This window comes from Ruegeria sp. (assembly GCF_965199275.1).
Classification (GTDB): domain Bacteria; phylum Pseudomonadota; class Alphaproteobacteria; order Rhodobacterales; family Rhodobacteraceae; genus Ruegeria.
The window spans coordinates 466,528-480,961 of the sequence record NZ_CBDAQX010000022.1; the positions used below are offsets into that span (position 1 = coordinate 466,528).

Below are 14,434 nucleotides of genomic sequence, written 5' to 3' on the forward strand. Positions count from 1 at the left end.
CGTCAAGCCCTTTCCATGATAGCAAGCCGCAGCGCCAGCGTGGTGAAAATCCCGCCCGTCACCCATCCCATAATGCGCGAGGCGCGTGGATTTCCGATCAGCAACCGGCCGGCACCGCCTGCGAACACGCCAACCAATCCGTTCACGACAAAACCACCCAATGCGATGATCGCGCCAAAGATCAGGAATTGCCCAAGGATCGGGCCCGCCGCAGGATCAACAAATTGAGGGATAAAGGCCAGAACGAACAGAATGATCTTGGGGTTTGTCAGGTTCACCACCATCCCATCCCGAAACGCCATGTGCGTCGGCCTTGCTGGCCCTTCGGTCGAGACCGCTCCGTTGCGGATCGCGCCCCAGGCCAGAAAAAGTAGATAAGCAACACCCATCCAGCGGATGACATCAAACAGCCATGGCATCGAGTTGACCAAGGCCCCAAGGCCCAGCCCCGCCAGCAGGACATGCACCATCAGACCCAGTGATATCCCGGCGCTTGCCACCAGTGCCGGTCGGGGCCCGGATTTCAGGCCCTGCCCGAAGCAAAACATCATATCCGCGCCGGGCGTGAAATTCAGCACCATCGCAGCAGGGATGAAGGCCAGCAAAGTAACGGTCTCGATCATATCGCAACCTCAAACCAATTTGTTCTGGGGCCAAGATTGGCGACTTCTGAACGACCCAATGACCCGCGATAGCCCCAGCTATCGTGGATATGCCCGCAAAAGACCAGATCCGGTTGCAGACGTTCGACCGCGTCGCGCACCGCAACCGATCCGACGGACACACCTTGCGACGTCGTATCGCCAAACCCTTTGGGCGGAGAGTGAACAACCAGCACATCTGTTCCATCGCAACGGTCCAGCATCTCTGCGGCTTCGGCCTCGCTCAGGTCACAGGACCAGTCGCCAAACGGCGTGACCGGCACGCCGTAGCCCAAGCCAAACAAGCGCAACCCGTCGACCGTCATCCCGGTTCCGTGCAGCACATGGACGCCCTCAGGAGCCGCGTACGTCAACTCAGCGACACTTTCGGCATTGCCGGGGACCAGAACCAGCGGTGCCGCTATGTCCGAGAGCATCTGCATCGCTTCATCCAACCCCTGTCGCATGTTGCAATAGTCTCCGGCCCCGATCACCAAATCCGCATCAGTGCTGGCGGCGACGAGATCAGCCGCCCGGTTGCGTGCCATATGAAGGTCCGAGAACGCCAGGATACGCATCACCCGCCCCCCAGTCGCGCCTTCAGCTCAAGCAGATCCGCCCAGGCCTGTCGTTTCATCTGCGGCTGTCGCAGTAGGTAGGCGGGGTGGAACATCGGGATGACGGGCAGGTCCAGCGCCTGATCCCAATTCCCGCGCAAGCGCGTGATGCCGCGTTTGCCCAAAACCGCCTGACAGCTGATATTGCCCATCACCACCAGCACCTCGGGCTTGGCCAGCGCCACGTGACGCTCCAGAAACGGCTTCATCATGCCGATCTCTTCGGGTTTTGGGTCGCGGTTCTGCGGGGGGCGCCAGGGCAGCACATTGGTGATGTAGACATCCCTAGCGCGGTCCAGATCAATCGCCGCTAGCATACGGTCCAATAGCTGCCCGGCCCGACCAACAAAGGGTTTGCCTTCGCGATCTTCATCCCTGCCCGGAGCCTCGCCAATGATCATCACCCGCGCTCCCGGCGTACCATCGGCAAAGACCAACTGCCGGGCGCCGCGCTTCAGCTCACAATGATCGAACGCCTCCATCACCGCGCGCAGCTGGTCGAGGGACCCGGCGCCTTGAGCGGCCGCTTTGGCAATCGCAACCGGATCGACCTGTTTGGACTTTTCCGGCGCGGCTTGCGGAGTTGCAGGCTTCTTCGCCTTGGGCGTCGTATCCGGCAAGGCATAGCGGTCCACCGGCGCGTCCCCGATCGCCTCGGTCGCGCCCAGTTCGATCTGCCATTCCAGCAGCGCCTTTGCAGTATGATAGTCCAAGCCCGATTCCATGCCCCTCAATCTAACCAGCTTTTGCGTGATGGAAAGCGAATAGACCTTGCCTCGGCACCGGGACAGACCGACCATGCGGGCGTCATGCTGTCTTTTCTGCGATTCCTTCTGGTTGCTCTGGCGCTTGCCCTCGGCGGCGAGCCCGCCTCGGCCCAGTTGCATGGCGGGGCGGATCAATGCCGGGCGGGTCAGTTTGCCTGCGGCAGCCGCTGCTGCTCGGGCGGGCAGAGGTGCAGCTTTGATGGTCACTGCATTCCCTTGGGCGGAACCTATTGCGGCGGCGGTCGCAGCTGTGGCGCGTTCGAGCGCTGCGTCGCGGGTGGCACACGCTGCGCGCCTGCCGCGGCAAACGCTTGCACCTCAAGTCTCGATTGTCCCTCAGGCAGCTTTTGCAGCGCGCGTGGCCAATGTGAAAAAACCATACCAGATTTCAACCCCAGCGCGCCTGAGGCCCTTGACCCACCGCAGATATGCGACGATGGCCTGACCTGCGCGCGCGGGTCGTCGTGCCTGCCGGGGGGCGGATGCACGCGTCCCGGATGGTTCTTATGCGAGGAAACCGGATCGCAATGCCGCCCCGGCTTCAAATGCTCGGAACATCAGGGATGCGTTCCGATCAAGGCCATCGACTGCGGCTATGGCAAGTGGTGCAAACCCGACGAGCAATGCCTGCCCGAAGGCGGGTGCGAGAAACTGCCCGAAGGGTCGGAACCATAGAGCGTTTCGGGTTTAACTTGAGACACGAATACCCTGCCACGCCTGCGGCGTTCGGGGGCACATTCGTGTCGCAGAGTGATTCAGGTAAAACCCGAAACGCTTTAGGTTGCCTCTGCCCGCGTGGCTTTCTATAAGCGGTCCGATTGTCAGACAGGAGCCCGCCATGCGTTTTGCCCATCGTCACCTTCTTGGCATCGAGCATCTGTCGCAATCCGATATCACCGCCATTCTGGATCTGGCCGAAAAATACGTCGACCTGAACCGCCAGTCGACCAAGCATTCGGACGTTCTGTCGGGGCTGACGCAGATCAACATGTTTTTTGAGAACTCGACCCGCACACAGGCCAGTTTCGAACTGGCGGGAAAGCGATTGGGCGCGGATGTGATGAATATGGCGATGCAGGCCAGCTCGATCAAAAAGGGCGAGACGCTGATCGACACAGCCATGACACTGAATGCGATGCATCCTGACCTGCTGGTGGTGCGGCATCCGCATTCCGGGGCCGTGGACCTGCTGGCACAGAAGGTGAATTGTGCGGTTCTGAACGCGGGCGACGGCCGACACGAACACCCGACGCAGGCCTTGCTGGACGCGCTAACCATCCGCCGGGCCAAGGGCCGGTTGCATCGCCTGAATATCGCGATCTGCGGCGACGTTGCACATTCCCGCGTGGCGCGATCGAACCTGATCCTGCTGGGCAAGATGGAGAACCGCATTCGCCTGATCGGCCCGCCGACGCTGGTCCCCTCGCAATTCGCCGAGTTCGGAGCCGAGATCTATGACGACATGAACGAGGGCCTCAAAGACGTCGACGTGGTGATGATGCTGCGTCTTCAGAAAGAACGGATGGACGGCGGCTTCATCCCTTCAGAACGCGAATATTATCACCGCTACGGTTTGGATGCCGCCAAACTGGCGCAGGCCAAGCCAGATGCCATCGTCATGCACCCCGGACCGATGAACCGCGGGGTTGAGATCGACGGCACCCTGGCCGATGACATCAACCGTTCGGTCATTCAGGAACAGGTCGAAATGGGCGTCGCCGTCCGCATGGCCGCGATGGAGCTTTTGGCCCGCAACCTGCGTGAGGTCGCATGAGCGATCTGACCGTCGCCCCCCACGAACACGGCGTGATCCGCCTGTTCGCGCTGGACATGCGCCCGGAAGAGGCCAAATTCCTGCGCGAGCCCGGTGCGGCCGATCAGATTCTGGGTGTCGATGGTCTGGGTGCCGATCAAATCGATATCTTCCCGGTCTCCGACCTCGAAGACCTTGGGCTTTATGGTTACCTGCACGAGGGCGGTGGCGTGTCCGAGGATCAACTGGATCGCAGCATGCTCGAAGCCGTCGAGGGCTGGGTCATGGTCGTCCGCAGCGCAGCCTTTGGCGGGCGCGCGGCACAGCTGAACCCTGATCCTCGCCTGCATTTGCTGGGGCTGTTCACCGAAGAGGCCACAAACTGGACCGGCGGTGCAATTGAAACCGAAAGTGCCAAGCCGTTCTCGGCCCCGCAACCCCCCATCGACAATGATGCCCCCCGCCGTGTTGGATCGGCCCTGATGGCGGTGATCGCTCTGCTTGTTATCGGAGGTGCCCTATGGCTGATCCTGTGACCTTCACCCCGGACAAACGCGCCTATATCCAGACCAACCTGACCCTCGCCGCTATTGCGATGGCGGGTGCGATGCTGGTGCTGTGGCTGATCGGCAACCCCTATGTCTGGACTGGCGCGCCCGCCGGGTTGGCCGCTATCGGTTTTCGCGCCTGGTATCTGGCCTCGGAAGAGCTGAACAATACGTGGGAATTGTCTGACACCACCCTCACCGGCCCCGGCCCTCGGGTCGTCGCGCTGAACCAGATCGAAGCCGTCAATGTGATGGGCAGCTTTGTTCAGGTTGTGACACGGGGCGGTGACAAGCACCTCATCAAATACCAAGCGAACCCCGCCGCCACCAAGGCCGCCATTGAAAGGGCCGCGGGATGAGCGACGAGTGGTGGCGAACCCATATCCCTGAGGGCGAAGAGGTCCTCTGGACCGGGCAACCGCATCAGGGGTATTTTCCGCCCCATGTGGGGTGGGCTTACCGGATTTTGATCCTCAGCCTCGGTCTGGCTTGGCTGGCCAGCCCGTGGTTCGCAGATACCCTGCGCGACTATTGGAAACTGATCGGGTCCACGGGGTTCGTTGCGTTCCTCATGTGGTACGACCGCCTGCTGCGCACGTGTCGTATCTATGTGGTGACCACCCGGAACGCATGGTGGATCAGCAAGATCTTCAAACCCAAACACGTCCCGATCGACCACGCGTTGAACTACCATCGCAGCGGTCAGAACGTGGTGTTTTCGCGCCGCCTGTTTCTTGTATTCGAATATTTGTCCGACCCTGATGCCGCTTTGGCGGCTTTGAACCAAGCCCGAGAGGCCTCAGCATGACTTCTGTCGTTTTCACCAATGCCCGCTTGATCAACCCGGAAACCGGCACGGACAGCCTGGGCTGGTTACATGCCGAAAACGGACATATTGTGGCGCTGGGGGGTGGGGACGCCCCGGCCATCGTCGGAGACGTCATCGATTGCAACGGCAAATGCCTGGCCCCCGGTATCGTGGATATCGGCGTCAAAGTGTGCGAACCGGGAGAGCGGCACAAGGAAAGCTACAAATCCGCCGGTCTGGCAGCTGCGGCGGGTGGGGTGACCACCATCGTCACCCGACCCGATACGCTGCCCGCCGTCGACACGCCCGAAACGCTGGAATTCGCCACAAGGCGGGCGCAAGCGGATGCGCCTGTCAACGTCCTGCCCATGGCCGCCCTCACCAAAGGGCGCGAAGGGCGTGAGATGACCGAGATCGGATTTCTACAGGACGCCGGTGCGGTCGCCTTCACCGATTGCGATCACGTCATCACCAACACCAAGGTATTTTCCCGCGCGCTGACCTATGCAAAATCCTGCGGCGCGTTGGTCATCGCGCACCCTCAGGAACCGGGGTTGAGTAAAGGGGCCGCCGCCACGAGCGGTAAGTTTGCTGCTTTGCGCGGGTTGCCAGCCGTCTCGCCCATGGCGGAACGAATGGGGCTGGACCGTGACATCGCCCTGCTAGAGATGACCGGGGCCGCCTATCACGCCGACCAGATCACCACCGCCCGCGCCCTGCCTGCGCTGGAGCGCGCCAAGCGCAACGGGCTGGACATCACTGCCGGGACCTCGATCCACCATCTGACGCTGAATGAGCTGGACGTGGCCGACTATCGCACCTTCTTCAAGGTCAAGCCGCCCCTGCGGTCTGAGGATGACCGGCAAGCCGTGATCGAAGCGGTGCGCACCGGCCTGATCGACATCATCAGCTCGATGCACACGCCGCAGGACGAAGAAAGCAAACGTCTGCCGTTCGAAGAGGCTGCCTCGGGCGCGGTCGCGTTGGAAACCTTCCTGCCCGCAGCCCTGCGCCTCTATCATGCGGGGCAGCTGGATCTGCCCAGTCTGTTCCGGGCCATGGCGCTGAATCCGGCGAAACGATTGGGGTTGGACAGCGGGCGTATGGAGCCGGGCGCGCCTGCCGATCTGGTCCTGTTCGACCCGGATGTGCCCTTTGTGCTGGACCGGTTTGCCCTGAAATCGAAATCGCAGAACACACCGTTTGACGGTCAGCGCATGCAAGGTAAGGTCCTTGCGACCTATGTGGCCGGCAAAGACGTGTACCGGAGAACCTGATGCCCGAATTCGACAGCTCAATGAATGTACTCGCCCTGTGGGCGGCCTTGGGATACCTGATCGGATCGATCCCTTTCGGCCTGATCATCGCGCGCGTCATGGGGCTGGGTAATCTGCGGCAGATTGGATCAGGCAATATCGGCGCAACAAATGTTCTGCGTACCGGCAGCAAACCCGCCGCCGCGCTGACGCTGCTGCTGGATGGCGGCAAAGGAGCGCTGGCAGTCCTGTTGGCACGCGCCTATGCAGGTGAGGACGCGGCGCAGATTGCCGCCCTGATGGCCTTTCTCGGCCATTGCATGCCCGTTTGGCTTGCCTTCAAGGGCGGCAAGGGCGTTGCAACCTTCATCGGCCTCTGGCTTGCGCTGGACTGGCGCGTCGGCGTTGCTTGCTGTCTGACCTGGCTGGTCTCCGTCGCGATCTGGCGTATGTCCTCGGCCGGAGCGCTGGCCGCAGCAGCCTTGTCGACCACCTGGATCATCACTCTGACAGACGGCACGACATTCATCCTCGGGATTGCCCTGACCTTCCTGATCTACTGGCGTCACAAGGACAACGTGGCACGCATCAAATCCCGGACCGAGCCGAAAATCGGGAAATCGTGACCCCGCCAGAAGACTTTCTGACGGCATTTTTCGCCCTGCCCACCGGTACGTTCACTGGCCGAGCAGATACCAAGCGCTATGTCCTGTCACGTCAGGTTTTGGCGGGGGGAAAATCCCATAAGCTTGTCGCGAATGAATTGGGCGGGACGGACTATATCAGCCTGAACCTCTATCAGACACGAAACAGCGGCGCGCTGCTGCGTCCCTGTGAAATGCCCGCCCGCAAAGTGGTGGATTTCGTGTTGGCGCTGATCCCGGATATCTGATTGATATTCCGCATTTTTGCACAGCGCCTCTGTGCCTCAGCACAATCACAATTCATTGTTTTGAACGTGATCAACCCGCCTCCCATCTGCATTCCGTGGCGGCCAATTACCGGCCTCACAAGATAAAATCCCCGGGTCCGCAAATCGCAATTCAGGCGAGATCGCGCGGCCCTTTCACGAAAGGTGAAGCTATGAACACGTTTAAATCTCTGATCGGCGGCGTTGCCCTGTCTGTTGCTTTAGCCACTTCGACCCTGGCGGCTGGTGTTGAACTCAACGCAAGCTCGACTGGTCTGGCGATGCAAGGCTATGACCCGGTTGCCTATTTCACCGCTGGCGAAGCAACCAAAGGCGACTACCGCATCACCACCCTGCACAACGACGCTCTGTACCGCTTCTCGTCGGAAGAAAACAAAGTGGCATTTGAAGCCAATCCCGAGGCTTACCTGCCTGCATATGGCGGATACTGCGCCTTCGGTGCGGCCATGGGCTTCAAGTTCGACGGTGACCCGAACCACTGGAAAATCGTCGACAACAAACTGTACCTGAACCTGTCGCAAGACATCCAGGAACGTTGGGAAGGCGACATCCCGGGCTTCATCGAGCAAGCCAGCACCAACTGGGAAACCATCGCAGACAAAAGCCCAGCTGAACTGCAGCAATAATCCGCTGAAATTGACAGCATGCGTCGGCGGCAGAGTGATCTGCCGCCGCATTTTATTTGAAGCTTTGAAAACACTAACTATCTTATTGAGACAGACCCGGATTTAGCGGGCTGTAGAAAAGCGTGCAATTTTGACCCCCTAAGCGGGGAAATCGGCGTCCAAATTTGACCCCTCCCTATGGTTGTAGACATCCTTTTCATTGAGCAGTCGATGGAGAGGCAAGCGGGATGATTTGCGTGGAAACTATTAGAAAAGTGCGTCGCTTACACCTGATCGAAAAAAAGAGCATCAAGGAAATTTGCCGTTCGCTCAATTTGAGCCGTGCAACGGTTCGAAAGATAATCCGATCGGGAGTGACGGAGTTCAAATATGAGCGCAAATCGCAGCCATACCCGGTGCTCGGGCCTTGGCGCGCGCGTCTGGATGAAACGCTTGAGGAGAACGAGGCGCTTCCGAAGAAACACCGCAAGCGGATGACCAAAATCTGGAAGGAACTCTCCGATGATGGTTTTGGCGGCGGGTATGACAGTGTTCGACGCTACACAAAGAATTGGCGCATTGCGCACGGCCGACAACAGGCGCAGGCGTTCATCCCGCTGATCTTTGATCCTGGGGAGGCGTACCAGTTCGACTGGAGTGTGGAGACGGTTTTGATGGACGGTGCACTCACGACCGTGAAGGTTGCCCATTTCAAACTTTGCCATAGCCGCATGCCATTCTCCATTGCCTATCCGCGCGAGACGCAGGAGATGGTCTTTGATGCCCACGACGAGGCCTTCAAATTCTTTGGTGGAGGCTGCATCAACGGGATCTACGATAACATGACGACCGCCGTCGATGCGATCCTGTCGGGCAAGGAAAGAAAGTTCAACAAGGCATTCTCCCGGATGTGTTCTCATCATCTGGTGAACCCGATCGCCTGTACGCGCGCGGCCGGTTGGGAGAAGGGTCAGGTTGAGAATCTGGTCAAGGAGAGCCGCGCCTATAGTTTTACACCGCGTCTGGAGGTGGCCGACTTCGATGAATTGAATGCCCGGCTGCAAAAAGACGCGATCAAACGCGCAAAAGAACTGCGGCATCCGGAAAACCTGGAGGTGACGGTCTGGGAGGAGTTCCAGCAGGAAAAGCCGCTGCTGACGCATCTGCAGAAGCCCTTCGTCGGGTTCCGTGAAAAGACGGTCGCCGTGAGCCGAACCTGCCTGATCAACTTCGAAAGAAACAAATACAGCGTTGAGGCAAGAGCTGTTGGACGTCAGGTCCAGTTGCAGGTCTACGCCACGCGGATTGTCCTGCGCCAAGACGGTGAGATTGTCGGAGAGCACGAACGGTGCTTCGGCCGAGGAAAAACGATCTTCAACCCTTGGCACTATGTGCCCGTCCTCAAGCGCAAGCCTGGCGCTCTGCGCAATGGAGCACCGTTCCGTGACTGGGACCTACCACCGGCAATGACGCAGATCTGGACCCATCTGCGGGGCACATCCGACGGAGACCGGCAACTTGCCGATATTCTTTTCGCTGCTTACCAGCACGACATTGATGTGGTCGAGGCTGCCTGCGAAGAAGCTCTAAAATCTGGCCTGCGCAAGGCCGATGCGATCCTGAACATTGTCTCTCGGCGCACCAATCCCCCGCCGCCAAAGGCGATTGAGCCGCCTGCCCACCTGCAGCTGAAAATGGCACCGATCGCGGATTGCGCTCGCTATGACAGGCTTGGAGGCTCCCATGCAACTGCGTAAGGAAATTCTCGAACTTGCCCGTCAACTGAAGTTGCCAGGCATCGTCAACTGCTTTGACGAAGTGATGCAGGCCGCAGCCAAAAACAACTGGCGGCCCCAACAGGTCGTGGCCGAACTCCTCACGGCCGAACTGGCCGAAAAGACTGCGCGCTCGATCCGGTATCAGATGGGTGCCGCAAAGTTCCCGGTCTGCAAGTCCTTACCTGAGTTCGACTTCACGGTCAGCCCCGTCAACGAGGAAGTCGTGCGCAATCTTCATGACGGCGATTTTATGGACCAGGCCAGGAATGGCGTGCTGGTCGGTGGAACCGGATCGGGCAAAACGCATCTCGCAACAGCGATCGGGGGCCACGCGGTCAATAACCGCCGGCGGGTCAGGTTCTTCAGCGCTGTGGATCTCGCGAACAAGCTGGAGGCTGAACATCGCGAAGGCAACGCCGGGCGGCTCAGCGAGCAGCTGATCCGCGTCGACCTCGTGATTATAGACGAACTCGGTTATCTGCCGTTCGCAGAGTCTGGTGGACGATTACTCTTCCATCTCATCAGCAAACTGTACGAGCGAACGTCTATTCTGCTAACAACCAACCTCGCATTTGCTGAATGGCCGAGTGTGTTCACAGATGCCAAAATGACCACTGCTCTCCTGGATCGACTGACACACCATTGCGATATCATCGAAACCGGGAACGAAAGCTGGCGAATTAACCACCGCGACTAACCTCGAAATCGGGGAATAAATTCAAAACAGACAGCAGGTCAAACCTTCAGTCGAGCTACGCTCTCTTTTCGGTTTGACCTGCTGTCCACCCCCTCCTGAATCAACCTAAACACGACCCCCTCAACGCCCCTCTTAGCTCCAAGGGGGGTCAAATTTGGACGCCGATGGGGGGTCATTATTCAATGCCGATTGACAGCGGGCGGACATCGGGCCAAACGGCCTGAACGATCCAAGACCTAGTACGGAATATGCCACAAACGATGATCCGGTCCTGAGGCAGGGCCGTATTTGAGTATGGATATGCGTAGCCAGACCCACAAATTGGCGCGCGGTTATTTGGAATGAAAGGATCAAGACATGATAGGCAGATTGGCACTTGTGACAGCGGCGTCCACCCTGGCGGCGGGGGCCGCGATGGCCCAATCCTCGGGCAACTGGACAGGGTTCTACGGCGGTCTGCAATTGGGCTATATCGACGTGGACACCAGCGTCTCCGGCGTCGATGGCGATGGCGCGATTGGCGGTATCATCCTTGGATATGACTATGATCTGGGCGACTGGGTCGTGGGCGGCGGCTTTGACTATGACTGGACCAATATCGATCTCGGCCCCGCGACGGTCGAGGACGTCTGGCGGATCAAAGTGCGCGCTGGCTACAAGGTGAACCCTCAGGGTCTTCTATACGGCGTTGGCGGCTATGCGGATGCAGGCACCGACAATCTGGGCAGCGACGACGGCTGGTTCATAGGCGCAGGCTATGAGCAGATCGTGGCCCCGAATGTCAGCATCGCAGGCGAGTTGCTTTATCACGAGTTTGACAACTTCAATTCGTCCAGCGTGGATGTCGACGCCACAACGCTTCAGATCCGAGCGGCCTACCGCTTCTGATTTTTCCGGTTTTGTACTGGAACAGACCCGGCGTCCTGCGCCGGGTCTTTGCGTTTACAAGTCCAGAATTGTGCTGCCGGTGGTTTGCCGCGCCTCTAGCGCGCGGTGCGCTTCGGCAATCTGATCCAGAGGGAAGCGTTGGTCGATATGGATCTTGACCTCTCCGCCCTGAACCTTGCCAAACAACCGCCGCGCCATGGCCTGACAGACCGCATGGTCCGCAATATGCGTGAACAGGGTCGGGCGGGTGATCTTGAGCGAGCCTTTCTGCCCGAGAATTCCGATATTCACCGGCGGCACCGGCCCGGATGCATTGCCGAAGGATATCATCATCCCCAAAGGCTTCAGGCAGTCCAATGAGCCGTCAAACGTATCGGCCCCAACGGAATCCATGACCACATCGACACCTTTGCCGCCGGTCAGTTCGGCCACGCGTCCGGCAAAGTTCTCGGTTCGGTAGTTGATGCAATGGGCCGCGCCGTTAAATTGCGCCAGACTGCATTTTTCATCTGTCCCTGCGGTTCCGATCAGCTTGATGCCTTCGGATTTCGCCCATTGGCAGGCGATCAGCCCAACACCGCCCGCAGCCGCGTGAAACAGAACCGTGTCGCCGCGCTTCAAGGGGGTGGTGCGATGGAACAGATATTCGACCGTCAGACCTTTCAACATCATCCCGGCGGCTATTTCGAAGGGGATGCCATCCGGCAGTGGGCATACCTGTGCCGCGGGCATCACCCGCGCCTCGCAATAGGCGCCGGACGGAGCGCTGGCATAGGCCGCGCCTTGGCCCGGCTGCAAATGCGTCACGCCTTCGCCGACAGCCTCGATCACACCCGCAGCCTCCATGCCCAAGGCATGTGGTAATTCAAGAGGATAGAGTCCTGTTCGTTGATAGACATCAATGAAGTTCAACCCGCACGCCTCGTGGCGAATGCGAACCTCGCCGGGGCCGGGATCGCCCAAAGGTTGGTCCGTGATCTGTAGGACCTCGGGCCCGCCGAATTCCTTAATGACAACTGTACGCGCAGTTTGCTGCATTCTGACCTCCTCTTGCCTTTGCTCAAGCTAACACGCCTGCGCGGCAAGACAATCCGGGCGATGCGGCGGCGGCAATTCGGGAATTTCCAAAACTGTGCTATACTGCGCCCAGGCGTTGCCGGCTGGTCCGGCCACGAGCAACCCTCAGCCGGACCCATTCTGCGGCGCACCACTCGCCAAGGAAGGGAACAAAATGGCAAAAACTATCGGTAATCCGATCAGCTGGGCGGCCCAAAGCCTTGGAGCAACCAGCGATCACGTCTCGGAAAGCGTCTCGCACCTGGGCAGCTCGGACGTGCGCCACCTGCCCATGGTGCAGCCACTCACATTCGACGACCTGAAATACTGCCTCAGGGCCGGATACACGGACTTTCTGGAAACCCGCGCGGATGCGATCTTTATTGTGCTGATCTACCCGATTGCCGGGCTGTTGATGGTGGGCTTTGCAATGAACATGGACTTGGTGCCGTTACTGGCCCCCCTGATCGCAGGCTTTGCTCTGATCGGCCCAATCGCAGCCGTTGGTCTTTATGAAATCAGCCGCAAGCGCGAACAAGGCGGAGAGGTCCATTGGCTGGACGCGTTCGGCGTATTCCGCTCGCCCTCCTTCGGGGCCATTCTGGCGCTTGGGTTCTATCTGGTCCTGCTGCTGCTTGTCTGGCTGATGGTCGCCCAGAGCGTCTATGCGCAGACGCTCGGCCCCGAACCGCCTGCCTCGCTGGGCGCATTTGCGACCGAGGTCCTGACCACAGGTGCGGGGTGGACAATGGTCATCTTCGGCACCGCTGCGGGGTTCTTTTTCGCGCTGATTGCGCTGGCGGTCAGCGTAGTCAGCTTCCCACTTCTGCTGGACCGTAAGGTCGGGCTGCCCGTGGCCGTTGTGACATCCGTTCGCGTGCTGCGCCACAATCCCGGCGTCATCATGGGCTGGGGCTTCATCGTCGCGACGCTGCTGGTGCTGGGCGCGATCCCGATGCTGCTGGGGCTGATCATAGTAATGCCCGTTCTGGGCCACGCAACATGGCACCTCTACCGGCGTGCTGTTGCATGACCCAAAAGGTGTCTAGCCTGCGACGTTCAGAACGATCTTGCCAATATGCTGCGAGCTTTCCATGAGCGCGTGTGCCGCAGCAGCCTCGGCCAGAGGGAATTCGCTGTGCATCACCGGCGCGACCTTGCCTGCGGAGAGCAGCGGCCAGACGGCCTCGTGCAGGTCCTGAGCGATCTTTGCCTTGGCCAGATCGCTTTGCGGACGCAGGGTGCTGCCGGTCAGCGTCAGGCGTTTCACCATCATCAGGGCAAAGTTCAGCTCGGTCACGGGTCCTTGCAAAAAGGCGATCTGAACCAAACGTCCATCCTCGGCCAGCGCTTTCACGTTGCGCGGGATATAGTCGCCGCCAACCATATCGAGGATCAGGTTCGCGCCACCTTCGGCCCGCATGACCCCGACAAAATCCTCATCCCGATAATTGATCGCTTTTTCGGCCCCCAAGTTCACACAGGCCTCGCACTTCTCAGCCGAGCCCGCCGTCGCAAAGACACGCGCGCCAAACGCGTTCGCCAATTGGATCGCCGTCGTCCCAATACCGCTGGAGCCACCATGGACAAGGAACCGCTCACCCGCTTTCAAGCCGCCGCGCGTGAAGACATTCGACCAGACGGTGAAAAAGGTTTCTGGCAGGCAGGCGGCTTGCTTTAGGTCCATGCCATCGGGGACGGGCAAGCAATGCGCGGCGGGCGTGGCGACATATTCAGCATATCCGCCGCCCGGAAGCAGCGCGCAGACTTTGTCACCGATCGAGAGCCCCTCAACACCCGCGCCAAGCGCAACCACTTCGCCCGAGGCCTCAAGCCCCGGCAGATCGCTTGCACCGGGAGGGGGATCATAGGCCCCGGCGCGCTGCAGCGCGTCCGGTCGGTTCACGCCAGCATAGGCCACTTTCAAAACAACCTGCCCGGCCGCCGGCTCAGGAATCGGTCGTTCGGTTAGTTGCAGGACATCAGGGCCGCCGGGCTCGGTGATTTCGACGGCACGCATTGTCTGGGTTTCGGGCGAAGTCATGGGCAAATCTCCTTTGCCCAATGCCTAGCAGGCCAAAAAGCAAAG

The 14,434-nt window shown here is 59.7% G+C and carries 17 protein-coding genes; 12 read left to right on the plus strand and 5 right to left on the minus strand.

Annotated features, from left to right (window positions below; translation table 11 throughout):
- Positions 1-2 precede the first annotated feature (2 nt).
- Genes ACOERD_RS22045 through ACOERD_RS22055 form a run of 3 tightly spaced genes read right to left on the minus strand, consistent with a single transcriptional unit; the run spans position 3 to position 1,983 of the window.
- The gene (locus ACOERD_RS22045; protein ID WP_419740467.1) at positions 3-623 is read right to left on the minus strand and encodes a LysE family translocator; all 621 of its coding nucleotides are present in this window, start codon (positions 621-623) and stop codon (positions 3-5) included.
- Positions 620-1,219 (minus strand): metallophosphoesterase family protein, encoded by a 600-nt coding sequence (locus ACOERD_RS22050; protein WP_419740468.1) that lies wholly within the window; start codon positions 1,217-1,219, stop codon positions 620-622. The genes ACOERD_RS22045 and ACOERD_RS22050 overlap by 4 nt, the downstream gene beginning before the upstream one ends.
- A complete protein-coding gene (locus ACOERD_RS22055; protein WP_419740568.1) occupies positions 1,219-1,983 on the minus strand; it encodes a uracil-DNA glycosylase in 765 nt (254 codons plus the stop codon). Before ACOERD_RS22055 ends, ACOERD_RS22050 begins: the two co-directional genes overlap by 1 nt.
- Positions 1,984-2,863: 880 nt before the next feature.
- Between ACOERD_RS22055 and ACOERD_RS22060 the strand changes: the two genes are divergently transcribed.
- From ACOERD_RS22060 to ACOERD_RS22110, 11 genes are all read left to right on the plus strand, one after another.
- Positions 2,864-3,799, plus strand: a complete 936-nt coding sequence (locus tag ACOERD_RS22060) for an aspartate carbamoyltransferase catalytic subunit (protein ID WP_170491099.1) — start codon at positions 2,864-2,866, stop codon at positions 3,797-3,799.
- Positions 3,796-4,314 (plus strand): hypothetical protein, encoded by a 519-nt coding sequence (locus ACOERD_RS22065; RefSeq protein WP_419740469.1) that lies wholly within the window; start codon positions 3,796-3,798, stop codon positions 4,312-4,314. Before ACOERD_RS22060 ends, ACOERD_RS22065 begins: the two co-directional genes overlap by 4 nt.
- Positions 4,299-4,685: a hypothetical protein gene (locus ACOERD_RS22070; protein WP_419740470.1), complete on the plus strand. Its 387-nt coding sequence runs from the start codon at positions 4,299-4,301 to the stop codon at positions 4,683-4,685. Before ACOERD_RS22065 ends, ACOERD_RS22070 begins: the two co-directional genes overlap by 16 nt.
- Positions 4,682-5,134 (plus strand): hypothetical protein, encoded by a 453-nt coding sequence (locus ACOERD_RS22075; protein ID WP_419740471.1) that lies wholly within the window; start codon positions 4,682-4,684, stop codon positions 5,132-5,134. Before ACOERD_RS22070 ends, ACOERD_RS22075 begins: the two co-directional genes overlap by 4 nt.
- Positions 5,131-6,411 (plus strand): dihydroorotase, encoded by a 1,281-nt coding sequence (gene pyrC, locus ACOERD_RS22080; RefSeq protein ID WP_419740472.1) that lies wholly within the window; start codon positions 5,131-5,133, stop codon positions 6,409-6,411. Before ACOERD_RS22075 ends, pyrC begins: the two co-directional genes overlap by 4 nt.
- Entirely contained in the window at positions 6,411-7,016 is a 606-nt protein-coding gene (plsY, locus tag ACOERD_RS22085) for a glycerol-3-phosphate 1-O-acyltransferase PlsY (protein ID WP_170553752.1), read from the plus strand. The genes pyrC and plsY overlap by 1 nt, the downstream gene beginning before the upstream one ends.
- Complete coding sequence (locus ACOERD_RS22090) at positions 7,013-7,282, plus strand: hypothetical protein (RefSeq protein WP_419740473.1); 270 nt, start codon at positions 7,013-7,015, stop codon at positions 7,280-7,282. The genes plsY and ACOERD_RS22090 overlap by 4 nt, the downstream gene beginning before the upstream one ends.
- A 191-nt stretch (positions 7,283-7,473) precedes the next feature.
- Positions 7,474-7,947 (plus strand): YHS domain-containing (seleno)protein, encoded by a 474-nt coding sequence (locus ACOERD_RS22095; RefSeq protein WP_170553758.1) that lies wholly within the window; start codon positions 7,474-7,476, stop codon positions 7,945-7,947.
- A 227-nt stretch (positions 7,948-8,174) separates the two neighbouring features.
- Entirely contained in the window at positions 8,175-9,683 is a 1,509-nt protein-coding gene (gene istA, locus ACOERD_RS22100) for an IS21 family transposase (RefSeq protein WP_419737605.1), read from the plus strand.
- Entirely contained in the window at positions 9,670-10,401 is a 732-nt protein-coding gene (gene istB / locus ACOERD_RS22105; protein ID WP_419737606.1) for an IS21-like element helper ATPase IstB, read from the plus strand. The genes istA and istB overlap by 14 nt, the downstream gene beginning before the upstream one ends.
- A 357-nt stretch (positions 10,402-10,758) precedes the next feature.
- Positions 10,759-11,289 carry a porin family protein gene (locus tag ACOERD_RS22110; protein WP_170553761.1) on the plus strand — a complete coding sequence of 177 codons (531 nt, stop codon included), beginning with the start codon at positions 10,759-10,761 and terminating at the stop codon, positions 11,287-11,289.
- Between the two features lie 54 nt (positions 11,290-11,343).
- Here the strand turns inward: ACOERD_RS22110 and ACOERD_RS22115 are convergent, their stop codons facing one another.
- Positions 11,344-12,327, minus strand: a complete 984-nt coding sequence (locus ACOERD_RS22115; RefSeq protein WP_419740474.1) for a quinone oxidoreductase family protein — start codon at positions 12,325-12,327, stop codon at positions 11,344-11,346.
- 193 nt (positions 12,328-12,520) lie between these two features.
- Here ACOERD_RS22115 and ACOERD_RS22120 point away from each other — a divergent pair, with 193 nt between their 5' ends.
- Positions 12,521-13,378, plus strand: a complete 858-nt coding sequence (locus tag ACOERD_RS22120) for a DUF2189 domain-containing protein (RefSeq protein WP_170379128.1) — start codon at positions 12,521-12,523, stop codon at positions 13,376-13,378.
- A gap of 12 nt (positions 13,379-13,390) precedes the next feature.
- Here the strand turns inward: ACOERD_RS22120 and ACOERD_RS22125 are convergent, their stop codons facing one another.
- Complete coding sequence (locus tag ACOERD_RS22125) at positions 13,391-14,389, minus strand: NAD(P)H-quinone oxidoreductase (RefSeq protein WP_419740475.1); 999 nt, start codon at positions 14,387-14,389, stop codon at positions 13,391-13,393.
- Positions 14,390-14,434 lie beyond the last annotated feature (45 nt).